This window comes from Streptomyces sp. NPDC005494, from assembly GCF_042872025.1.
GTDB lineage: Bacteria > Actinomycetota > Actinomycetes > Streptomycetales > Streptomycetaceae > Streptomyces.
The window spans coordinates 66,023-87,057 of record NZ_JBIAJR010000005.1 but is presented as its reverse complement, the minus strand read 5'-3'; the positions used below and the strand labels follow the sequence as shown (position 1 = coordinate 87,057).

Annotated in this window: 24 protein-coding genes and 1 pseudogene; 12 read left to right on the top strand and 13 right to left on the bottom strand. The window is 72.2% G+C overall.

Translation table 11 applies throughout. The features are described from left to right. Positions 1-46: 46 nt before the first annotated feature. Both ACFYQ6_RS16690 and ACFYQ6_RS16685 read right to left on the bottom strand, forming a co-directional pair. On the bottom strand, positions 47-706 hold the full coding sequence (locus tag ACFYQ6_RS16690) for a hypothetical protein (RefSeq protein WP_361578460.1): 660 nt from the start codon (positions 704-706) through the stop codon (positions 47-49). A 27-nt stretch (positions 707-733) separates the two neighbouring features. Next, the gene (locus ACFYQ6_RS16685; RefSeq protein ID WP_356736776.1) at positions 734-1,243 is read right to left on the bottom strand and encodes a helix-turn-helix transcriptional regulator; all 510 of its coding nucleotides are present in this window, start codon (positions 1,241-1,243) and stop codon (positions 734-736) included. 239 nt (positions 1,244-1,482) lie between these two features. Between ACFYQ6_RS16685 and ACFYQ6_RS16680 the strand changes: the two genes are divergently transcribed. Both ACFYQ6_RS16680 and ACFYQ6_RS16675 read left to right on the top strand, forming a co-directional pair. Further along, positions 1,483-2,007: an AAA family ATPase gene (locus ACFYQ6_RS16680; protein ID WP_388763513.1), complete on the top strand. Its 525-nt coding sequence runs from the start codon at positions 1,483-1,485 to the stop codon at positions 2,005-2,007. 158 nt (positions 2,008-2,165) lie between these two features. After that, on the top strand, positions 2,166-2,759 hold the full coding sequence (locus tag ACFYQ6_RS16675) for a DinB family protein (RefSeq protein WP_388763511.1): 594 nt from the start codon (positions 2,166-2,168) through the stop codon (positions 2,757-2,759). Between the two features lie 281 nt (positions 2,760-3,040). Here the strand turns inward: ACFYQ6_RS16675 and ACFYQ6_RS16670 are convergent, their stop codons facing one another. Further along, positions 3,041-3,604 (bottom strand): TetR-like C-terminal domain-containing protein, encoded by a 564-nt coding sequence (locus tag ACFYQ6_RS16670; RefSeq protein WP_361578469.1) that lies wholly within the window; start codon positions 3,602-3,604, stop codon positions 3,041-3,043. Continuing rightward, positions 3,597-4,433, bottom strand: a complete 837-nt coding sequence (locus tag ACFYQ6_RS16665; protein WP_361578710.1) for an alpha/beta hydrolase — start codon at positions 4,431-4,433, stop codon at positions 3,597-3,599. The genes ACFYQ6_RS16670 and ACFYQ6_RS16665 overlap by 8 nt, the downstream gene beginning before the upstream one ends. Positions 4,434-4,884: 451 nt before the next feature. Between ACFYQ6_RS16665 and ACFYQ6_RS16660 the strand changes: the two genes are divergently transcribed. The 5 genes from ACFYQ6_RS16660 (at position 4,885) to ACFYQ6_RS16640 (ending at position 8,579) form a co-directional block, all read left to right on the top strand. After that, positions 4,885-5,220: a deoxyxylulose-5-phosphate synthase gene (locus tag ACFYQ6_RS16660; RefSeq protein ID WP_361578472.1), complete on the top strand. Its 336-nt coding sequence runs from the start codon at positions 4,885-4,887 to the stop codon at positions 5,218-5,220. A 50-nt stretch (positions 5,221-5,270) separates the two neighbouring features. Continuing rightward, positions 5,271-5,759: a MarR family winged helix-turn-helix transcriptional regulator gene (locus ACFYQ6_RS16655; RefSeq protein ID WP_388763508.1), complete on the top strand. Its 489-nt coding sequence runs from the start codon at positions 5,271-5,273 to the stop codon at positions 5,757-5,759. A 121-nt stretch (positions 5,760-5,880) separates the two neighbouring features. After that, on the top strand, positions 5,881-7,386 hold the full coding sequence (locus ACFYQ6_RS16650) for an MFS transporter (RefSeq protein WP_361578478.1): 1,506 nt from the start codon (positions 5,881-5,883) through the stop codon (positions 7,384-7,386). An 11-nt stretch (positions 7,387-7,397) separates the two neighbouring features. Continuing rightward, positions 7,398-7,895, top strand: a complete 498-nt coding sequence (locus ACFYQ6_RS16645) for a TIGR03618 family F420-dependent PPOX class oxidoreductase (protein WP_361578481.1) — start codon at positions 7,398-7,400, stop codon at positions 7,893-7,895. Positions 7,896-7,925: 30 nt separating this feature from the next. Then, positions 7,926-8,579: an HAD family hydrolase gene (locus tag ACFYQ6_RS16640; RefSeq protein WP_388763505.1), complete on the top strand. Its 654-nt coding sequence runs from the start codon at positions 7,926-7,928 to the stop codon at positions 8,577-8,579. Between the two features lie 106 nt (positions 8,580-8,685). Here the strand turns inward: ACFYQ6_RS16640 and ACFYQ6_RS16635 are convergent, their stop codons facing one another. Next, positions 8,686-9,327, bottom strand: coding sequence for a TetR family transcriptional regulator (locus ACFYQ6_RS16635; RefSeq protein ID WP_361578487.1), 642 nt, complete (start codon positions 9,325-9,327; stop codon positions 8,686-8,688). Next, entirely contained in the window at positions 9,324-10,097 is a 774-nt protein-coding gene (locus ACFYQ6_RS16630) for a TetR/AcrR family transcriptional regulator (RefSeq protein WP_361578490.1), read from the bottom strand. Before ACFYQ6_RS16630 ends, ACFYQ6_RS16635 begins: the two co-directional genes overlap by 4 nt. 111 nt (positions 10,098-10,208) lie before the next feature. Between ACFYQ6_RS16630 and ACFYQ6_RS16625 the strand changes: the two genes are divergently transcribed. Continuing rightward, the gene (locus ACFYQ6_RS16625) at positions 10,209-11,153 is read left to right on the top strand and encodes an ATP-binding cassette domain-containing protein (RefSeq protein WP_361578713.1); all 945 of its coding nucleotides are present in this window, start codon (positions 10,209-10,211) and stop codon (positions 11,151-11,153) included. Beyond that, positions 11,146-11,919, top strand: coding sequence for an ABC transporter permease (locus ACFYQ6_RS16620; protein ID WP_361578493.1), 774 nt, complete (start codon positions 11,146-11,148; stop codon positions 11,917-11,919). Before ACFYQ6_RS16625 ends, ACFYQ6_RS16620 begins: the two co-directional genes overlap by 8 nt. Here ACFYQ6_RS16620 and ACFYQ6_RS16615 read toward each other — a convergent pair. The 3 genes from ACFYQ6_RS16615 to ACFYQ6_RS16605 all read right to left on the bottom strand — a co-directional run bounded on the left by ACFYQ6_RS16615 (position 11,900) and on the right by ACFYQ6_RS16605 (position 14,812). After that, complete coding sequence (locus tag ACFYQ6_RS16615) at positions 11,900-12,997, bottom strand: phosphotransferase family protein (protein WP_388763502.1); 1,098 nt, start codon at positions 12,995-12,997, stop codon at positions 11,900-11,902. The two genes, ACFYQ6_RS16620 and ACFYQ6_RS16615, sit on opposite strands and share 20 nt — an antisense overlap. A 73-nt stretch (positions 12,998-13,070) precedes the next feature. Next, positions 13,071-13,829 (bottom strand): HAD family hydrolase, encoded by a 759-nt coding sequence (locus ACFYQ6_RS16610; protein WP_388763500.1) that lies wholly within the window; start codon positions 13,827-13,829, stop codon positions 13,071-13,073. Positions 13,830-13,882: 53 nt separating this feature from the next. After that, a complete protein-coding gene (locus tag ACFYQ6_RS16605; protein WP_361578502.1) occupies positions 13,883-14,812 on the bottom strand; it encodes a GntR family transcriptional regulator in 930 nt (309 codons plus the stop codon). Positions 14,813-15,071: 259 nt separating this feature from the next. Here ACFYQ6_RS16605 and ACFYQ6_RS16600 point away from each other — a divergent pair, with 259 nt between their 5' ends. Next, complete coding sequence (locus ACFYQ6_RS16600) at positions 15,072-15,236, top strand: hypothetical protein (protein WP_356736745.1); 165 nt, start codon at positions 15,072-15,074, stop codon at positions 15,234-15,236. 55 nt (positions 15,237-15,291) lie between these two features. On the opposite strand, the pseudogene ACFYQ6_RS16595 reads toward ACFYQ6_RS16600, so the two are convergent. Next, positions 15,292-15,865: pseudogene (locus ACFYQ6_RS16595) on the bottom strand (GntR family transcriptional regulator). 316 nt (positions 15,866-16,181) lie between these two features. Here ACFYQ6_RS16595 and ACFYQ6_RS16590 point away from each other — a divergent pair. Further along, positions 16,182-17,009, top strand: coding sequence for an alpha/beta fold hydrolase (locus ACFYQ6_RS16590; RefSeq protein WP_388763497.1), 828 nt, complete (start codon positions 16,182-16,184; stop codon positions 17,007-17,009). A 280-nt stretch (positions 17,010-17,289) separates the two neighbouring features. Here the strand turns inward: ACFYQ6_RS16590 and ACFYQ6_RS16585 are convergent, their stop codons facing one another. The 3 genes from ACFYQ6_RS16585 to ACFYQ6_RS16575 all read right to left on the bottom strand — a co-directional run bounded on the left by ACFYQ6_RS16585 (position 17,290) and on the right by ACFYQ6_RS16575 (position 20,447). Next, complete coding sequence (locus tag ACFYQ6_RS16585) at positions 17,290-18,540, bottom strand: GNAT family N-acetyltransferase (protein ID WP_361578511.1); 1,251 nt, start codon at positions 18,538-18,540, stop codon at positions 17,290-17,292. 194 nt (positions 18,541-18,734) lie between these two features. Next, entirely contained in the window at positions 18,735-19,721 is a 987-nt protein-coding gene (locus tag ACFYQ6_RS16580) for an asparaginase (RefSeq protein WP_388763495.1), read from the bottom strand. 51 nt (positions 19,722-19,772) lie between these two features. Further along, positions 19,773-20,447 (bottom strand): ABC transporter substrate-binding protein, encoded by a 675-nt coding sequence (locus tag ACFYQ6_RS16575; RefSeq protein ID WP_361578517.1) that lies wholly within the window; start codon positions 20,445-20,447, stop codon positions 19,773-19,775. A gap of 115 nt (positions 20,448-20,562) precedes the next feature. Here ACFYQ6_RS16575 and dtd point away from each other — a divergent pair, with 115 nt between their 5' ends. Beyond that, on the top strand, positions 20,563-21,012 hold the full coding sequence (dtd, locus tag ACFYQ6_RS16570) for a D-aminoacyl-tRNA deacylase (protein ID WP_361578520.1): 450 nt from the start codon (positions 20,563-20,565) through the stop codon (positions 21,010-21,012). The last annotated feature ends 23 nt before the right edge of the window (positions 21,013-21,035 follow it).

Genomic DNA, 21,035 nt, shown 5'->3' with positions numbered 1-21,035 from the left:
AAAGGTGCCCGGCCCGTTCTTCCGGTACTCCTCGGACCGCTTCCGCCTACTTCGCGGAGGGCGGGGTGGTCTTCTTCGCGGCGGGCTTGCGCGCGGGAGCGGTCTTCTTCGCGGCGGGCGCGGCCTTGGACTCCACGGGCTTCGGCGCGCTCTTCTTCGCCACCGGGGTGGCCGGCTTCGCGGAGGTCACCGGCTTCACGGGAGTGACCGGCTTCGCGGCGACGTCGGACTTCTGCTTCGGCACGGACTTCGGCTCCGCCTCGACGACCGCGGCGATCTCCACGATCTCGTCGGCGGTCTCGCCGCGCCAGGTCCGCACGGTGTTCTCGCCCCGCTCGGCGACCTTCTCGTACGTCTCCCGGGCCCTGACCGCGTACTCGGCGGCCACACCCACGCTCCGCAGCGCCAGGTCCTGGGCGGTCTCGCCCAGCTTCTTCAGGTCGGTGTCCAGCGCCCCGAAGACCTCGCTGACCTTCGCCTGCACGCTGGCCTGCGCCTCCTTGGCCTGCGTGGCGACACGCTCCTGCACGGCCTTGGGGTCGGTGTTGCGCACGGCCTCGATCCGCTCGGGCGCCTCGGCCCGCAGCTGCTCGATCAGCGCCGGCACCTTGCGCGCCTGCTCCACGGCGAGGTCGGCCGTGCCGGCCGCGAAATAGAGGGGGGTGGGGTCGGTGAGGGTCTTACGCAGGTCATCGGTGATGGCCATGACTGGGGTCCTCCCGGATCATCGGTTTCAGTTCAGGGGTGGGTCTGCATCACTGCCGTCGGCCGTACGGGGGCCGCGAGCACCCGGACCGGCACCGTTCGCTTCGGCGGCACCGCTTTCCGCGTCGGCATCGATTCTGCTCTCCGCGTCCACGGCACCGTGGGACTCGGAGCCGGTGTCGGGCGCGACATCGAAACCGTTCTCCCGGCGGAAGGAGTCGTAGATCTGCAGCAGCACGCTCTTCTGCCGCTCGTTGATCGACGGATCGGCCAATATGACCGCCCGCGTCTCCAGCTCCTCCCGCTCCCGCTCGTCGAGGATCCCGGCCCGCACGTACAGCGTCTCGGCGGAGATACGCAGGGCCTTGGCGACCTGCTGCAGCACCTCGGCACTCGGCTTGCGCAGACCGCGCTCGATCTGGCTGAGATACGGATTGGACACTCCGGCGGCGTCGGCGAGCTGCCGCAGGGAGAGCTGCGCGGTACGCCGCTGCTCACGCAGGTACTCGCCGAGATTGCCGACGTTGAGTGATGCCATGCCTCGATGGTGCCCCACCCTTGCTAACTTTTGCAAGCGCCTGCTTGCAAAAGTGTTCGCACCATGGCGTGACCGAGCGGTGACGGCCGCACCCGGAGCGGCACCGGCGGGAGCGCACGACTCGCCTTCCGTACGACTCGCCTTCCGTACGACCGTACGCCGGGCCCCTTGCGTGACGATCGTCCGCCGTGCCCCTTCCGTGCCACATCCGGAACCCGTCCGGGGTTAGCGTCGGGCGCATGATCGTATGGCTCAACGGCACGCACGGCGCGGGCAAGACGACGACCAGCGCTCTCGTACAGCCGCTTCTCCCGGATGCGCGGGTGTTCGACGCCGAGAAGGTCGGCGAGACGCTCATGGACATCACGCCCGGGCTGCCGGGGACGGACAACTTCCAGCACTGGCCGCCGTGGCGGCCGCTCGTGGTCGAGACCGCCCGCCGGGTACTCGACTACACCGGCGGCACCCTGGTGATGCCCATGACCGTCCTGGTCGAGGAGTACTGGCGCGAGATCAGCGCGGGGCTCGCCCGTCACTCCATCCCGGTGCGGCACTTCGTCCTGCACGCCGACCAGGAGACCCTCCGCGGTCGCATCGCGGGAGACACCGTCCTCGGCCCCGACTCGCCGTTCCGGCTCCGATACCTGGAGCCCTACGCCGAGGCCGCCCGGACCTGGCTGCACGACGAGGCCGAGGTCGTCGACACCACGCACCTCACACCCGCCCAGGCCGCCCGGCGGATCGCGGCGGCCGTCGACGGCTGAGCGGCTTCCGCCCTGCACCCCAGCCGTCCGGGCAGAGTGGCCCACACGCGTGGCACGCGAACTCCTCTGCGGCCTGCCACGTGGCCACCGGGATGCGGCCATCCGCACACCGTGAAAATCCCGTCGCAAAGGTCCGCCCGGACGGCAGACTCTCCCCCATGACGATCACGGATCCCAAGGCCGACCTGCTCTTCTACCTGCAGTCGGCGCGCGACGCCCTGCTGTGGAAGCTTGAAGGGCTCTCCGAGTACGACGCCCGGCGCCCGCTGACCCCGACCGGCACCAACATCCTGGGCCTGGTGAAGCACGTCGCCAGTGTGGAGCTGGGTTACCTCGGCGACACCTTCGGCCGGCCGTCCGGCGAAGCGCTCCCCTGGGTCGAGGAGGGGGCCGAGGACAACGCGGACATGTGGGCCACCGCCGACGAGTCGCGTGAGCAGGTGGTGGGGCTGTACCGCCGGGCCTGGACACACGCGGACGCGACGATCGAAGCCCTGCCGCTGGACACCGTCGGCAAGGTTCCCTGGTGGCCGGCCGAGAGGGCCGGGGTGACCCTGCACCACGCGGTCGTCCGCGTGATCGGGGACACCCACCGGCACGCGGGGCACGCCGACATCGTGCGCGAACTCATCGACGGCGCCGTGGGGATGAACAAGGGCAACGACAGCATCCCGCCGGGCGACGCAGCGTGGTGGGAGGCCCACCGGAGCCGGGTGGAGCGCGCGGCCCGGGATGCCGGCGGGAAGGCGTGACGCCGTAGGGGAAGGACACCCCGGTGGCGGAGGCGCCCGCGCCGGGGCGCCCGCGCCGGGACAGCCGTGCCGGGGCAGCCGTGCCGGGGCAGCCGTGCCGGGACAGCCGTGCCGGGACAGCCCTCCGCCATCGGCGCACCTCACGGGAGGTGCCAGGCCCATCGGCGCACCGCACGGGAGGTGCCAGGCCCACCGCCCTCACCGGCACCTCACGGGGGGGGGGTACCCAGGCACCTCCGTCACAGCACCTCAGGGCGCGCCGACCCTCCCCCACCCGCACCTCACAAGGCGCGCAGGCCTCTGTCGGCGAAGGCGATCAGCCACTCGAAGCTCTCGTCGACGTCCGCGCTCCACCGGAAGCCGTCGGCCGCCTGCAAGGTGGAGAAGCCGTGGCAGAGGCTGCGGAGCATACGCAGGGCGTGGTCCACATCGGGCTCCGCGATCTCGTAGCCGCGCAGGACCGCCGTGAACGCGCCGAGCAGCCTCTCCCCGGCGACGGCCAGCGGATCATCGGGGCCGGTGGCTTCCATACCTACCGTCGCGGCGTACCGGCCGGGGTGCTCCAGGACGAAGGCGCGGAAGGCGCGGGCCGCGCCCGCCAGCGCGTCGCGGCCCGCCCGCCCCTGGACCGCGCCGCCGACGGCGTCGGCGGCCTCGCTCAACGCCAGGGCCGCGATACGCCGGTTGAGGTCCTCCTGGCCGCGTACGTGCTTGTACAGCGACGGCGTACGCACTCCCACCCGCTCCGCCAGCAGACCCATCGTCAGACGGGCGATGCCCACCTCGTCGGCGAGGGCGGCACCGGCCGCGACGACGGTGGCCGTGTCCAGGCCCGCCCTAGGCACGAGCGGCGTCCGGGCGGAGGAAGGCCAGCACGAGCGCGGCCACCTGGTCGGGGAACTGGTCGTGGGGGTAGTGCCCGGCGCCCTCGACCATCTCCAGGTGACCGAGGCCGGACGGCAGCTCACCGACGATCGCCGAGCCCTCGGCATGCGGGTCGGCCCAGTCGGGATCGAGCGTGCCCATCACGACCAGAACGGGGCAGCGGACGTTGCCGAGCTGGGCACCCGCGTCGGCCGGGGCGCTCCGGCCCATGCCCTGCAGGGCCTTCATCCGGCCCGGCTCGCGGAGCAGGGACTCGATGCGGCCGAGGCGTCCGGCCCAGTCGGCCGGTTTCACACCCGGGTAGGCCACGTCGACGTACGAGAGCCAGAGCGGGACGCTGCCGAACAGACCCGCCCCGAGCAGTCGCAGCATGCCGCGCCGGAACCGCTTCACCCGCAGATCGCCGAGGCCGACCGACTGCTTGCGGGTGAACGGCGCCAACTCCACGACCGCGGTGACCAGCGAGGGCTCCGTCGCCGCGGCGATGGTCGCAGCGCCGCCGGAGAACGAGTGGCCGACGAGCACGGCAGGGCCGCCGAGGTGGCGGACCACGGCGAGCAGATCGCCCGCGACGGCGGTACGGCTCCACTCGGGCCAGCCCGTGCTGGACTCGCCGCAGCCACGCATGTCGACCGCGGCGACCTGGTATCCGGCCGCCACCAGCTGCGGGACCATCGCCCGGTACGCGGCGCGGCTGTCCCCCATGCCGTGCGCGAGAACGATCAGCGGGCCGGAGCCCGTCACCTCGTAAGCGATCGTGCCGCCGTCGACGGCAAGGTGCTCGGTCATGACGTCCCCCATCTGGCTAATGTAGTTAGCTCAAAGCTAATAGCAGTAGCCAGACCTGTCAACGGTGACGCGCGCGGCCCGCGCACCGGGCGATGAACCGAGTCCGGCTGCGCGGCACCACGGGCGCGGCCGTCGCCGCCTCGACGGCGGCGTACGACGAGGCCTTCAGGGTGACCGCCCCACCACGAGATCAGGGCGCAGGCCGAGCGCAGGGCCCCGCCGCTCTCGCCCGGCCGGCCGCGGGAGACCGGTCGCGGCGCGGCGGCTTCACGGACCGGCCCCGCCCGGCGCCGGAGACCGGGACTGCGGAGCCGGATGGGGCGCATGCGGCGCAGGCGGCGGACCGCTGCCGGGTGATGCGGCGCGCGGCGGGAGCGTGGGGCCGAACCACCCGCCGTGCGCCCGCGAAAACCGGTCGATCCGTCACCCCGCCGCCGCCTACCCTGCCCACATGCCCCCCGCCAAGACCTCGTACGTCTGCCTTCCGTGCAGGGCCTCGCACAAGCAGCCCTACGACCCGGAGCGGCAGCACCGCGTCTGCCCCCGGTGCGCCGGCACGCTGATCCATGCCGGGTCCGCGTTCGCTCCTCCGCGGCGGCGGGACACCTCCGCGTGGCGCGCCCTGTCGGTCGTGCTGAACGCGGGCGTCCGCTTCCACAAGAGCTGCTGCGGCGGCCCGGGCTACCGCCCGCGCACCCTGCGCGAGGTGAAGGAGCGGATGGCGTACGCGGAGACCTCCGGGGAGCCGTTCGCGCGGGCGCTGGTCCGGCGGGAGCTGCCGGAATAACGTCCCCTTCCGGACGATCCGCCACGGTACTAATTGTTACCCTGGCGGACATGACCGCCCTGACTCCCGCGAACACCGCGCCCGACCTGTCCTTCCTCCTCGACCACACCAGCCATGTCCTGCGGACCCGGATGGCCGCCGCCCTCGCCGAGATCGAGCTGACGGCGCGCATGCACTGCGTCCTGGTCCACGCCCTGGAGGAGGAGCGCACACAGATCCAGCTCGCGGAGATCGGCGACATGGACAAGACCACGATGGTCGTGACGGTGGACGCCCTGGAGAGTGCGGGACTCGCCGAACGCCGGCCCTCCAGCCACGACCGGCGCGCCAGGATCATCGCCGTCACCGAGAAGGGGGCCGAGATCGCCGTGCGGAGCCAGGAGATCGTCGACCGGGTGCACAGAGAGGCGCTGGGAGCACTCCCCGACGGCGATCGCGAGGCCTTGGTGCGCATCCTCGGCCTGCTGGCCACGGGCCACCTGGCCACCCCCGCCGAGAACCCGCGCCCGGTGCGGCGCGCACGCCAGGGCCAGAAGTGACCCGCGAGGTACGGGCGAACAGGGACCGGAGTAAGCACAGCAAGAGGATCCGTAAAATATAGTCTGCAACAAAACCATCTGCTACGGTCACTCCTGTGGACCTTCCGACAGGAGAAGACCGATGACCGTCGACGCCCCCTGCGAGATCTCCGGCCCGCCGAGCACACCCGACACGCCCAGCACGGGCACACCCGGGCCGACCCACGCCGCCGCACCCGAGCCGGCCGCCCGCAACCGCGCGCTCGCCCTCGGGGTGATCGCTTCAGGCGTGCTGACGCTCACCCTCGACGGCTCCATCGTCACCGTGGCGATGCCCGCCATCCAGCGCGATCTGGGGTTCACGTCCGCGGGTCTCAGCTGGGTGGTCAACGCCTACCTGATCGCCTTCGGCAGCCTGCTCCTGCTCGCCGGCCGGCTCGGCGACCTGATCGGCCGTACGCGTATGTTCCTGGCCGGGACCGCCGTGTTCACGGTCGCCTCCCTGCTGGCGGGCGCGGCCACCACCCCCGCGGTGCTCATCGCGGCCCGCTTCCTCCAGGGCGTCGGCAGCGCGATGGCCTCCGCCGTCGCCCTCGGCATCCTCGTCACTCTGTTCAGCGAGCCACGCGAACGGGCCAGGGCCATCGCCGTGTTCTCGTTCACGGGGGCGGCGGGCGCGTCGATCGGGCAGGTGCTCGGCGGCGTGCTGACCGACGCCCTCAGCTGGCACTGGATCTTCTTCATCAATCTGCCGATCGGTGTGGCGACCCTGCTGGCCGCCCGCAGGGCCCTGCCCTCCGACCGGGGCATCGGGCTCGCGGCGGGCGCCGACGCGATCGGCGCCGCCCTCGTCACGGCCGGCCTGATGCTGGGCATCTACACGGTGGTCAAGGTGGAGGAGCACGACTGGGTCTCCTTGCACACGCTCGGTCTCGGGGCGGTCTCCCTCGCGCTCCTCGCCGGCTTCGTCGTCCGTCAGGCGACCGCCCGGACCCCGCTCATGCCCCTGCGCGTCCTGCGGTCCCGCAGCGTCGCCGGAGCCAATCTGGTGCAGGCCCTCATGGTGGCCGCCATGTTCTCGTTCCAGATCATCGTCGCCCTGCACCTGCAGAACGTCCTCGGCTACGGCGCCGCCGCGACCGGCCTCGCCCTGCTCCCGGCCGCCGTCGTCATCGGAGGCGTCTCCCTGGGTGTGTCGGCCCGGCTGAACGCCCGGTTCGGCGAACGCGCCGTCCTCCTGACGGGGATCGTCCTGCTGACCGCCGCCCTCGGCTTCCTCACCAGGCTCCCCGTGGACGCCCGGTACGTCACCGACGTGCTCCCCGTGATGCTGCTGGCGGCCGGTTTCGGGCTCGCGCTGCCCGCGCTGACGTCACTCGGCATGTCCGGCGCGGGCGAGGACGACGCCGGGCTCGCCTCGGGGCTCTTCAACACCACCCAGCAGATCGGCATGGCCATCGGCGTCGCCGTACTGACCACCCTCGCGGCATCCCGCACCGAGCGGATGCTCACCACCGGCCACGGCAGGGCTGAATCGCTGGCCGGCGGTTACCAGCTCGCCTTCACGGTCGGCACCGGCCTGCTCGTGGCCGCATTCGCCGTGGCGTTCCTGGTCCTGCGCCCCTCCTCCTCCCGCGCCAGCCACTGAAGGAGCACCACATGAACACCACCGAAGCGCCCGGGACGACCGAGCCGCAGAGCGGACCCGCGCCCCGCGCCCTCACCGGCCTGGAAGCGTCACAGATCCTCGCCGCGCAGCAGTTCGGGGTACTCGCCGCCGTACGCGGCACGGGCCATCCGCACCTGTCGACGGTGCTGTACCGCTGGGACGCCGGGGAGCGGGTCGTGCGCGTCTCCACCACCGCCGGACGCCTCAAGACCCGGATGCTGCGCCGCGACCCCCACGCCTCGCTGCACGTGCAGGGCGGCGACGTCTGGTCGTTCGCCGTGGCCGAGGGCGAGGCCGAGGTCTCGGAGAAGTCCGTCCGCGCCGGTGACGCGGTGGGCCGTGAACTACTGTCCCTGACACCGGGTTTCGACGACCCGGCGGAGGAACAGGCCTTTCTCGCGCAGGCGGTGGCCGAGGAACGCGTGGTGCTCCGGATCCGGGTGTCGCGGCTGTACGGCACAGCCCTGGACATGCCGGCCGAAGAGTGAAGACAAGGGGGCGAGACAAGGGGGCGAGACATGGGCGCGCGACATGGGACCTGCGAAGCGGTGCTGTGCGACGTCGACAACGTCATCCGCTTCTACGACGTCTCCGGCCTGTCCGCCCTCGAATGTGCCGCAGGACTGCCGGTGGGCACCACCGAGGCAGTGGCGTACGCGCCCGAGGTCGACCTCCCGTTCCTCCTGGGCCGGATCACCCAGGAGGAGTGGATCGAAGCCGTCGCGCTCAGCCTCGCCGAGCGGGTCGGGCATGCGAGGGCACGAGAGCTGGGCCGGGCACTGGCCGAAGCCCCGTTCCGGGCGGACGCGGCCGTGGTGGCTCTGCTGCGCCGGGTCAAGTCCCGGGTCCCGCTGGTGCTGGTCACCAACGCCACGCCCCGGCTGTACGAGGACCTCGCGGCTCTGGGACTCACCGACCTGGCCGACCACGTGGTCAGCAGTGCGGTGGAAGGGGTCGCCAAGCCGGACCCGGCCATCTACCGGATCGCCGCCGCACGGGCCGGAGTGCCGGAGAACCGGTGCCTCTTCGTGGACGACAGCGAGGAGAACGTCGAGGCGGCTGTCGCACTCGGCATGACCGGCATACGTTTCCGCGAACCGGCTGATCTGCACAGCCCGTTCGGCCTCCTCCTGGGAGGGAGGCCCGCGCCCGCCACACGGGGAGCGCCCTGAACCGCGGCGCCCCGCAGACCGCGTGCGGCGCCACGGCGGATGCTCTGCCGCCCTGCGGGGCGGGGACACCGTGGAGCGGTCTGCCCCGCCGCCGGCCCCCCGCCGGTCACCTCGGGGTGCCAGGAGCCGCGCCGCGCAGGCCGTCCTCCAGCTGCCGGAAGGCGACGCCGGCCGCCGCCACGGCGTCGTCGTGCACCTCGTCGGCGGTCTCGCCCGCGTCGATCCGCCGCCAGTTCTCCATCGCCAGGATCCGCAGTACGGCGATGATCTGGCCCGCCGCGAGCTGCGCCGGTACCGGACCGGCGGGGTCCAGGGCCCGGGCGAGCGCGGCCTCCGACCGGCCCTGGTAGGCGTACATGCGGGCCACGAGTGACGGCGTCCCGTAGAGCAGCCGGTGGTAGGCCAGCACCTGGGGGACGTCGCAGAGCCCGGTGACCGGGTCCCGGCGGTCCAGGCCCTCCAGGTGGTGCAGGCGCAGCGCCTCCAGGGGGGTGGTGCCGTCGGGGCGGCCGGCGACGACGCGGGCCGACTCGTCCTCGTGGTCGGCGAACCGGTGCAGGACCAGGTCCTCCTTGGCCGGGAAGTACCGGAACAGCGTGGGCTTCGAGATGTCCGCCGCGGCCGCCACCTCCGCCACCGAGACCTGCTCGAAGCCCCGCTCCAGGAACAGGGTGATCGCCGCCTCGGAGACGGCCTCGTACGTCTGCTGCTTCTTGCGTTCGCGCAGGCCCGGCTTCCGGGTGGTCATGACGGCTCGTCCTTCCGGATCAGCACCTCGACACCGTCGAGCAGCCGCTCCAGCCCGAAGACGAAGTCGTAGTCGGGTGCGTCGGGCTCGTCCATGACCCCGGCGTCCAGCAGCCGGGTCAACGCGGGGTGGCGTACGGGGTCCACGAGCCGTCGCACCGTCCGCTCCCACTGCGCCATCACCTCCCGGGGCGGGACACCCTTCGCCTCGACGGCCGCCGCGATGTCGCTCATCAGCAGGGCCTCGTTCCGCACGTGTCCCGAGATCAGGAGGATCACGGAGATCTTGTCGGCCTCGCTCAGCCCGGTGCCTTCCATCGCCTGGAGTCCCTGCTCCCACCACGCGACCGAGTGCGGGCTGGCGGGCGGACCCGAGATCGGGATGCGCAGGGACCACAGGTTGCGCTGGAACATCCGGCGCTGCGCGCAGGCCCACTGCCTCAGCGCCTCCCGCCAGCCCGCTCCGTCCTCCAGCGCGGGCAGCGGCGAGGGGGCGCCCATGGCGGCCTCCTGCATGAGGAGGTACAGCTCCTCCTTGGCGGAGACATAGCGGTAGAGCGCCATCGTGGAGGCGCCCAGTTCCTTGGCGACCCGGCCCATCGAGACGGCCTGGAGACCCTCCGAGGCGGCGACCGCCACGGCCGCGTCGACGATCCGGTCCAGCGTGAGGCCGGGCTTCGGCCCCTTGACCGGGCGCTCCCGCAGCCCCCACGCGGCCTCGATGCTGGCCGGCAGGCCCGTACCGCCCGACGCGCTGTTGTTCTCCGACACCCGAAGCCGCCTTCCGCAGTACTGGCTTGCCACCATCCTAGATTTGCGTAATGCTTACGCAGTAACGCGTATGCCATACGCACAAGGGGGATCACCGTGAACGACGACGTCATGATCGAGGCACACGGCCTCACCAAGTCCTACGGAAAACCCGGCGCCGGGGTCCGCGTCCTGGACGGTGTCGGCCTGCGCGTCGCACGCGCAGGGATCCACGCCCTGCTCGGCCCCAACGGCGCCGGCAAGACGACGACGGTGCGCATCCTCTCCACCCTCACGACACCCGACTCCGGTTCGGCACGCATCGCCGGCTACGACGTCGTCGCGGACCGGCGCCGGGTGCGCCGGGTCATCAGCCTGACCGGGCAGTTCGCCGCCGTCGACGAGACGCTGACGGGCGAGGAGAACCTCCGGATGATGGCCCGGCTGACCGGGCTGGGCCGCCCCCGGGCCCGGCAGCGGGCCGACGAGCTCCTCACCCGCTTCGGCCTCGTCGACGCCGCCCGCCGCCAGGTCCGTACGTACTCCGGCGGGATGCGGCGCCGCCTGGACCTCGCGGCGGGTCTGGTCGGCTCACCCGAACCCGGTGTCTTCTTCCTCGACGAACCCACCACCGGCCTCGATCCGCGCAGCCGCCGCGAACTGTGGCACGTGGTCCGCGAGCTCGCGGACCGAGGCGCGACGGTGCTGCTCACCACCCAGTACCTGGAGGAGGCGGACCAGCTCGCCGACCGCGTCGCCGTCCTGGACAAGGGCCGGATCGTCGCCGAGGGCACCCCGGCCACCCTGAAGTCGCGGGTCGCCGGACACCGCATGGACCTCGTCCTCAGCAGCCGCGAGGCCTACCTCCGGCTCGCCACCCGCGCGGTCCACCACTCCCCCGAGACCCTCACGCTCGGCATCCCCACGGACGGGACGGCCGCCCACGCGCGCGCCCTGCTCGACGACATCGACCCGCACCGCACCGACGTGGAGCGCTTCTCCCTGCACAGCGCGACCCTCGACGACGTGTTCCTCGCCCTCACCACCGGCACCACGGAGGCACCGGCCCATGTCTGACGCACCCGGAATCCTCACGCACGCCACGGTCCTGACCGGCCGCAGCCTCCTCGTCAGCCGTCGCAACGTCGACGCCGTCATCACCTCGATGATGCTGCCGGTCCTGCTGATGCTGATCTTCGTCTACTTCTTCGGCGGGGCGATCGACACCGGCGGCGCCCACGACTCGTACGTCATGTACGTCGTCCCCGGCGTCCTGTTGCTCTGCGCGGGCTTCGGCTCGGCCACCACCGCCGTCGCGGTGAGCGAGGACATGAAGGGCGGCATCATCGACCGCTTCCGCTCCCTGGACATCGACGGCACGTCCATCCTGGCCGGGCACGTGGTGGCGAGCACCGTACGCAACCTGGTCTCCACCACGCTGGTGTTCGGCGTCGCCGTGCTCATCGGCTTCCGCCCCGCCGCCACCCCGGCCGGCTGGCTCGCCGTCGCCGCGGTGCTGCTCGCGTACATCGTGGCCCTGTCGTGGCTCTCGGCCGCCATCGGCCTGCTCGCCCGCACTCCGGAGGCGGCCGGCGGGTTCACCTTCTTCATGTCGTTCCTGCCCTATCCGAGCAGCGCGTTCGTCCCCGTCGACACCATGCCGGGCTGGCTCCACGGCTTCGCCGAGCACCAGCCGGTCACCCCGGCCATCGAGTCGCTGCGCGGCCTGCTGCTGGACCAGCCGGTGGGCGACACCCCGTGGCTCGCACTGACATGGGCGGCCGGGGTCCTCGTGGTGTCGGTGGCCCTGTCGCGGGTGCTCTTCAGGACGCGGACCCGCTGACGCCGGAGGCCGGGCCCTGGATCCAGCGGGCGTACGCGCCCATGACCCGGCGGAGCGAGGGGACCGCGTCCAGACCGAGCGGCACCCGGGCCCGCGACAGCACCTCGCGGACCCGGTGCGCGATCACCGGGAGCCGGCCCAGGAGGGGCCCGGCTCCCGGTTGCTCCAGCGCGATGGCCCCGCGGATCACATCGGTGTAGACGGACTGGACGCGCTTGTACGCCAGGAGCGTCCCCAGGTCCTCCCGCCAGCCCCTCGCGCACTCCGGCCGTACGCTCTCCACCGCACCGGCCCAGAGGCGGGCGGTCCGGCCGGCCTCCTGGGGGGAGTACCGCATGAGGTGCAGATGCGTGGCGAGGTCGTACAGCGGATCACCGACGACGGCGAGCTCCCAGTCGATGGTCCAGAGATCGTCCGCCGCGTCCACGACGAAGTTCAGCCGGTGCAGATCGCCGTGGACGAGCGTGAACGGCCGGCCGGTGAAGGCACGCGCCCGTCCCCTGAGCGCGTCCAACGCCTCTGCCCGGACGCCGAGTTCGTGGAAGAGCGAGCCGAAGCGGTCCTGGTGGAGGCGGTAGACCTGCTGTTCCGTGAAAGTGATCAGGCTGCCGAGGAAGGCGCCCGTGTCCCCGTCGGCCGGCGGGTCCGCCGGTTCGTGGAGCCGTCGCGCACCGATCGAACCGGCGTCGAGGGCCACCAGCTCGCCGAAGAGCTGCCCCAGCTGCCCGGCATGACGGGCGGAGAGCGTCCCGGCCAGGCTCCTGCCGAGCGTGCGCCCCTCGATGAACCCCTGGAGCAGGACGTGTTCGTCGAGGACCGTGATCTCGGGTATCCGGCTCACCCGGCCCCGCAGGTCCAGGAGCAGCCGGTCCTCGGAGACGAAGCTCGTACGGTCGAACCGGAAGAGCTCCGAACGCGGTTCGTGCACCTTGCACCGCAGCGGGCCGCCCGGCAGGGCGAAGACGTACGTCTCGCGGTAGTGCCCTCTGTACGGGCCCTCGATGGCCGTACCGTCGGAGACCGGGCCGGGGCGGCCCCTCGGATACCCGCGCATGTCCACCGTGGTGGCGACTGTCACCGCCTGCTCCCTCGACCGTGAACGGGGCCGCGAGCGACCACCGGGCCGGTCCCCGCACGGGCAGATGCTGCCTCTACCCGTGGACCCCGGCCGTCAGCGGCCCCGCTCCCGGCTCCCTCGACCGCACACGCTGCCGCGCCGTCTCCAGCAGACCTTTCAGCGAGCGCACCGAGCACCGGGCACCGACGTCCTCGAGCGCCCGGCGCTTGCGCTCATTCACCGCATAGCCAATGAACGGTACACCGACCGCCTTGGCGGCCAGGCAGTCCGCGGGCGAATCCCCGATCATCACGGCCGCCGCGGCGACCGTGCCGGTCGACTCCAGGGCGCGGACCAGGCAGTGGGGATCGGGCTTGAGGAGCGCGGGGTCGGACGTACGCCCGTGGATGTGCTCGGCCACCAGGGCGGAGGAGTCGTGCCGGCGGAGGAAACGGACCACCGCCACGGGCGAGTTGTTGGTCGTGACGGCCTGCTTCCAGCCTCCTGAGCCGAGGGCGCCGATCAGCTCCAGCGCGTGTTCCGTCGGCGTGGCCCCGGCAGCCGCCTCGGCCTCCTCCGCCGTGAGGAGCCGCTCGGCGTGGGCCGTCACCGGGCCGTCGCCGTGGTGCTTGGCGACCTCCTGGAGCAGGGCCAGCGGGTCGTCCGTCCTCGCGGCCAGCACCTCGGGGTCGCATCCGGACGCGCGCAGCTCCTCGGCCAGCCGGGCCGCCACCCCGGCGGCCGGGCGGGCGGCGAACAGACGGCACAGAGGGCCGTCGAAGTCGAAGAGGACGCATTCCGCCGCCGCAAGGAGCGCGGCGGCCCCGGAGGCGTCTCCGGGCTCGGCAGTCATGTCGTCGGTCCTGTGCGCGGTGCCCGCCGGCGGGGTCGTCGTACCATGCACGGTCAGAACGTCACCTTCGTGGCCAGGTTCTCCCAGTTGGCGTCGAAGAACTTCTTCGCCGCCCGCACCACCCCGGCCTGCTCGGGCGTGGAGTCGGCCGAGGCCCGGAAGGGATACAGCGTGGCGCCGGTGCCGTACGCGTCGTACGTCGCCACCTCCTCGCCGTCCTCCAGGGTCGCCGTGCCCTCCTCCGGGACGTAGAAGCCCTGGAGCACCACGCGGTTGTTCAGGATGTACAGCTTCATCTGGGGCGCGAAGGGGACCACCCGCACCTGCACCGCCACCTCCTCCACCAGCTTGAGCCTGCGGAGTTCGTAGAGGGCGGAGCGCAGCATCGTCACATGGCTCCGCAGGATGCCGCCGAGCCGCTGGCGCACCCGTGGATCGTCCTCCCCCGAGATCTGCCGGGGGATCGCCAGGGCGGAGGAGTCGGTGTCGGGGAGCAGCAGCCGGGCCGTGATGCTGCGGGGCGGGCTGATCTCGCCGGCGACGATGCGGTCCTTCTGGTCGACGACCCGGGCGGCGAGCGACTCGGTGGTCATCGAGAAGACGTCGAGCTTGACCACGTTGGCCTCGAACGCCTCCACCAGATACGGCTTGAGCAGCACGGGCGGCACGCGCTCGGAGACGACGGCCCACACCTTGCTCTCCGGGCTCCTGGAGGGCCCCGGCACCTGCGCGGGCTCCCCGGGCTCGGACGCCACGAAGGACCCGCTCCCCTGCCGGGTGACGATCAGCTCCTCCTTGCGCAGCAGGGAGAGCGCCTGGTTGACCGTCGCGCGTGACACACCGAAGCGCGTGGCCAGCTCCTCCTGCGTCGGGAGGCGCTCGCCGGGCCTGTGCGCCTCGCTGTTGATCTCCTTGCGCAGCTCGTCTGCGACCCAGAGGTACTGGAACTTGGCATCACGCGGGGCGGAACCATGACTTGTCACACCGCAACCCTACAACTTCCGTACCGACATGGTCAGATGCCACGCACAACCATGACGCCCGATGTCCACAGAACCTACAACTAACCAAATAACCAGACAAGTTTGCGGCGCGCCCGACAGCGGAATAAGTACGACAAGTCAAAACGGGGGACTTGTACGGCAGTTGTTCGGTTCTTGCGCAGCGTCGCGCGAAGTCGCCGGTCTCCCCCACCCAGAGGCGCGTCCGCGCCTGTCCCGCACCTGGGAAGGAGTGACCACCATGCCCCTGTTCACCCTGGGCCTCGAGCAGATCATTCAGTGGAAGTACGGCGTCATGGGCACCGTCGGTGTCACCCTGCTGAGCTTCGGCCTCAAGGTCGGCAACGCGAACCTCGCCTGCGCCGGAGCACTCGTCCTGGCCCTGCTGTTCGCGCCTGGCGACTGAGACCTGTTCCGCCGGCGGTCCACGCCGGCGGAACGGGTCCGGGCGGCGGAGGGGCTCAGTCCCGCAGGTCCGTCGCGACGGTGGACCACAGACCGTCGAACCACCGCTGCGACTGCTCGACGAACGCCACGTCCTGCGCCCGGCCGGACGAGCGCGCGAAACCGAAGAGCCGGGTCGGCGCCCAGCACCTCGGCCGTCCCGACCGGGGTTCCGTCGGTCTCCTCGGTCCGCTGCCCCACGGAGCAGTGGGCGAACAGCGCTTCATCCCCGTTGAGCAGGTAGAGCTTCATGGGCGGAGTGAACGGCAGGGCCCGGACCGACACCTCGACGTCGATGCCCCGGGTCCGGCCCAGGGCCGTCAGCGAATGCCGCAGCACGGCGCCCGAGGCGACGCGGGCGGGAACGCCCCGGCCGGTCACGGTGAGCAGCCCCTCCCCCAGCAGCATCCGGAGTGCCTGCCTGATCACGCTCCGCTCGACGCGGAACTCCTCGGCCAGGGCCGCGTGGGTCGGCACGGGTTCCCCTGCCCGCAACACGCCGTCACGGATGCGCGTCCGCAGGACCCCGGCCACCCGCTCCGCGGCGGGGCGCCCGCCACCGCCGTTCGTCGCCGTGCGCTCACGCGTCATGGCGCAAAGCTACAACTGCGCCTCAGCGCAGAGAAGTTGTCCGCGCCCCGGCCATGGAGGCGGCAGCGGCGACCGTGTGTGCGGCACGGCCGCCCGCCAGGGCACCCCCGGCCTGGTCGCAGGTGGCACGGGCTCGCCGGGGGCCCGATGACCTGCGGCGGCCCGACATGCGCCCTTTGTCATGGTGTGGAAGATGGGATGGGGGCGGAGAAACGTGCGCCCCGCCCGTGCCCGGCGGGCCAGGCCCACCCGGTGAGCCCGTCCGATGCGGGCCACCCCCTGGTGGCCGGGCTGTCACAGAGCCGAAAGGTACGTCATGCCGATCTGCACGACCCGCGACGGTGTCGACATCTTCTACAAGGACTGGGGCAACGGCCGCCCCGTGGTCTTCATCCACGGCTGGCCGCTGAACGGCGACGCCTGGCAGGACCAGCTGAAGGCGGTGGCGGACGCGGGCTTCCGTGGCATCGCCCACGACCGCCGCGGCCACGGCCGCTCCACCCCGGTGTACGACGGCTACGACTTCGACACCTTCGCCGACGACCTCAACGACCTCATCACGCAGCTCGACCTCCGGGACGTCACCCTGGTCGCGCACTCGATGGGCGGCGGCGAGCTGGCCCGCTACATCGGCCGGCACGGCACCGAGCGGATCAAGTCGGCCGTCCTGCTCTCCGCGGTCCCGCCGCTGATGCTCCAGGGGCCGGACAACCCCGAGGGGGTGCCCCAGTCGGTCTTCGACGACATCAAGAAGGGCATCCTGACCGAGCGCTCGCAGTTCTGGAAGGACACGGCCGTCGGGTTCTTCGGCGCGAACCGGGACGGCAACAAGGTCACCCAGGGCAACAAGGACGCCTTCTGGTACATGGCAATGGCACAGACCATCGAGGGTGGCGTGGACTGTGTGGACGCCTTCGCCTCGACGGACTTCCACGAGGACCTGAAGAAGTTCGACATCCCCACGCTCGTCGTCCACGGCGACGACGACCAGGTGGTGCCGATCGACGCCACCGGCCGCAAGACCGCGAAGCTGGTGCCGAACGCCACGCTCAAGGTGTACGAGGGCGGGTCCCACGGCATCGCGCTCGTCCCGGGCGACAAGGAGAAGTTCAACAGGGACCTCCTGGACTTCCTCAAGAAGTGACCCGCCGGGAAGCCGCCCGCGATCTGCCGCCCGACGATCCGGCTCCGGCGTGGCGTCGAGACGAGAGGCCAGATCGTGGGCGACTTATCCCCGGGTTTCCACGGCCGCACGCACCGCTTCGAGGGCCGGCTGCCCCCCCGGCCGGTACCCGGTCGCCCTGCGCCTGGTCGAGCAACCGGGCCACCTGTGGCTGCAGATGGGCGGCGGCGCGGGCGCGTTCAGGTTCGCGCGCCTCTGAGCCGTCGCCGGACGGACAGGGCGAGAAACCGGGGCCGGGGGGTCAGAAGACGTCCGGGCACCACGCCCGGCGCGGCGCCCTGAACACGGTGTCCGCCAGCGCCGCCGCTCCCGCCCGGTGCTCGTCGAGCCGCCCCAGCGCAGCCAGGCGCACCGGCGACTCGTCGCCCAGGAGCAGGGCGCCCACTTCCGCGACGTCCAGGGCGAGATCCGCTCCCCGGGTCGTGGGCGTACAGGAAGCCCCGGACGGGGACGCCTCCAGCAGGAAACGGCCGCCCGACAGACCTGACGCGTCCTGGACCTCCAGGACCAGGGCGGCCTCGCTCGCGTACGTACGCGCCTCCAAGGCGCGGGGAACGTCCAGGACGCGCAGCCACAGCCAGTCCGCCTGGGTCACGGGACGGGCGGCGCGCGGATCCGGGAGGAGCAGCGGGAGCAGGTCGTCGGGGGCCCGGTAGCCGGTACGGACCGTGGTGATCCAGTCGATGGAGCAGACGAACCGCCACAGGGCGCGCTCGGCCTCCGGGCTTGCCGCGATCATGCCGGCGACCCTCGCCGTGTTGAGCGGCTGCTTGCGGTCGCCCCAGTGGTCGTCGGCGCGATAGGTGATCAGGCCGTCCGTCTCTCCGTCCGCCGACCGGTACACCGCGTGGAAGGGCTCCTTCCACGCGTCGGCCGCCGGGACGTCCACCCCGGTGCTGCGCTGCCACCAGCGCTCGTCCCGGGAGACGACGCCGTGCTGCCTCGCCGCCAGCCGCCCGTGGAGCTCGGGTCCCAGCTTGCGCACGTCGGCTCCGTCGACCAGTTCGATCCGCCCGCCGTCCGCCTCGGAGGGGACCCTCGCGCGCGGGTCCAGACCCGCGCGGGGCACGTCGATCTCCCACTCGGTCGTCCAGGAGGCCGGGCCGAAGCCGTACCGTCCGTAGATCGGGTACTCCGCCGCGATCAGCGAGGCGACCACGTCGCCGCGCTCCTTCGCCGCCGCCAGGTCCGCGGCCATCATCCGGCCGAGCAGCCCGCGGCGGCGGTGCGTGGGGGTCACCGTCACGCCGGTGATCGCGTCGGCCGGCACCGTGGCGCCGCCGACCACGGTCAGCTCCTGTGCGAACGACCGGAAGGTGGCCACGCACCGCCCGGCATCGAACACCCCCTGGACGCGGGCGAGATCGGTGTGGGCCAGCCGCACCGCGACCTCCTCCTCCGGCACCGCATCCGACCTCAGGAACCCGGTGCCCACAGCACGTATCCAGTCGGGGAACTCGGCGGCGGAGACGGTACGCGGATCGAGGCTCATACGGCCCACGCTAGGCACAGGCGGCCCGGGATGTCGCGCGCTTTTCCGGCCGCCGCCCCGGCCTGGGCTCCTCAGAACGCCGCCGCCGCTGCCTGGGCTCCTCAGAACGCCGCCGCCCCGGCCTGGGCTCCCAGAACGCCGCCGCCCCTGCCCGGGCCCCTCAGAACGCCGCCGCCGCTGCCTGGGCCCTTCCCTCAGAACGCCGCCCGGACCTCGCCGACCTCGGCCGCGCCGCCCAGCAGCGGCACGCGTCCGATGCGGGAGACCACCGGGCCCTCGATGCCCAGCAGCCCGAGCGAGCGGGCCAGCACCGGCCCCAGGGCGCGTGTCGCACCGTCGTCGATCTTGAAGGCGAGCGCCCTGCCGTCCGGGAGCGCCAGCGCCTGGACCGCCTCCGCGCCCATCTTGGAGAGCGCGCCCGGCACCTCCCGCATCAGCCAGGTGTCCGGCCGCCGGGTACCCGCGACGTATTCCGGGTGCGCCCGCATCGCGTCCGCGACCCGGCGCTCCGCCGTGCCCGGCTCGGCCAGCACGAACGAGCGGAACGCCCGCGCCAGGCCCACCAGCCCGATCGCCATCAGCGGCGCCCCGCAGCCGTCCGTGCCGACCGCCGCGACCGGCTCGCCCGCGGCCTCCGCGACCACCTCGCCCACCAGCCGCTGCAACGGGTGCGCCGGGTCGAGATAGCCCGCCGTGTCCCAGCCGTTGCGTACGCAGACGGCGAGCATCGCCGCGTGCTTGCCCGAGCAGTTCATCGTGAGCGGTTCCCGCACTCCCCCGGCGGCGAGGTACGCCTCCGCCTCGACGGGGTCCAGCGGAAGGTCGGGCGGGGTCTGGAGGTCGTCCGGCTTCAGTCCGTGCTCGGCGAGCATCGTGCGCACCAGCTCCAGGTGGAAGGCCTCGCCCGAGTGGCTCGCGGCGGCGAGCGCCAGCCGCTCCCCGGAGAGGTCGAGCCCGGCCCGCAGGATCGCGGCGGCCTGCATCGGCTTGTTGGACGAGCGGGGGAAGACGGGCGCCGCCGGATCGCCGAGCGCGAGCTCGACGCTGCCGTCCGCGGCCAGGACCACCAGCGACCCCCGGTGGTGGCCCTCGGTGAAACCGGACCGCACCACCTCGGCGAGCACCGGGAGCACAGGCGACGAGGACGGGCGCGGGGCGGAGGAGGCTATGGAGGAGGTCATGGGGTGGCGGCCTTCCGGGGACGGGCGTGACCCGCCCCCGGAAGGGTCACCTCAGGCGAGCAGGTCCTCTACTTGTGCTTCTCCGTCACGGTACCTGCGGGCGATCTCCGCGCTGCAATCGTCGACGGTCCGCTGGAGCCGGTGACGGCGCCGGGAGACCTGCCGTTCGTAGCGGACGAGCCGCCCCATGGCGGTGAGCAGCTCTTCGTCCGTACGGGCGTCGAGGTCGGAGAGCTCGACCTCCGCGAGCGTGTCGTCCGCGAGCTGCCGGTACTCGTCGCTGCGTGGCGTGGTGAGGGTGACGTGCCGCACCGAGGAGCGGTGCACGGACGGGGTGTCGGCGAGGATCTCCGAGAGCCGGTCCACCACGGGCGACTGGGGACCCCCTCGGCGCGCCAGCTCGGCCCGCAGGATGTCGATCCGGCCCTGGACGAGCCGGCGGACGTAGCTGAGGTCCGCCTCGTCACGCTGCGCCTCACGCCGCCGGGTGCGCAGGTCCGGCAGCCCCAGCCCGCCGAACTCCGGCTGCGCGCGGAGGGAGGCCAGGCCCTCCCCCGCTCCGCCACCGGTCTGCCCCGGCACGGACACCGCACCCGGCAGCTGCACGGGTGGCGCGGAGAGCTGGCCGGGAGCCTCGACGGTCCGCTGCACCGGTGGCCGCAGACTGCCGGATGTACGTGTCACTGGTACGGCACCGGGTGATGGCCCGGTTCCACGTGTCGTCATGATGTTCCGTCCCCTCGACCGGTGCGTCGGCACACCGACATCGTGCATGGTGCCACTACGCAGGGTGTTCACGCAGGTGCTCTGTACCCGTTCAGCCCAAGATAGGTTGGTCTGTATGCGTGCAGTGATACAGAGAGTGGACGGCGCGAGCGTCACCGTCGCGGACGCCGCGGACGATTCCCCGGGGACCGGGACGGTCGGCGAAATCGTCGGCGAGGGGCTGTGTGTGCTGGTGGGGGTCACTCACGGCGACACGGCGGAGAAGGCGGCACAGCTCGCCCGCAAGCTGTGGACCCTGCGGATCCTGGAGGGCGAGAAGTCCTGCTCGGACGTGAATGCACCGCTTTTGGTCATTTCGCAGTTCACTCTCTACGGGGACGCCAGGAAGGGCCGCAGGCCCACGTGGAACGCCGCCGCGCCGGGCGAGATCGCGGAGCCGCTGGTCGACGAGGTCGTGGCCCAGCTGCGTGCGCTCGGCGCCCAGGTGGAGACGGGCCGGTTCGGAGCGGACATGAGGGTCTCGCTCACGAACCACGGCCCGTTCACCGTGCTGGTCGAGGTCTAGCACCGCGAGCGGCCCGGCTGGAC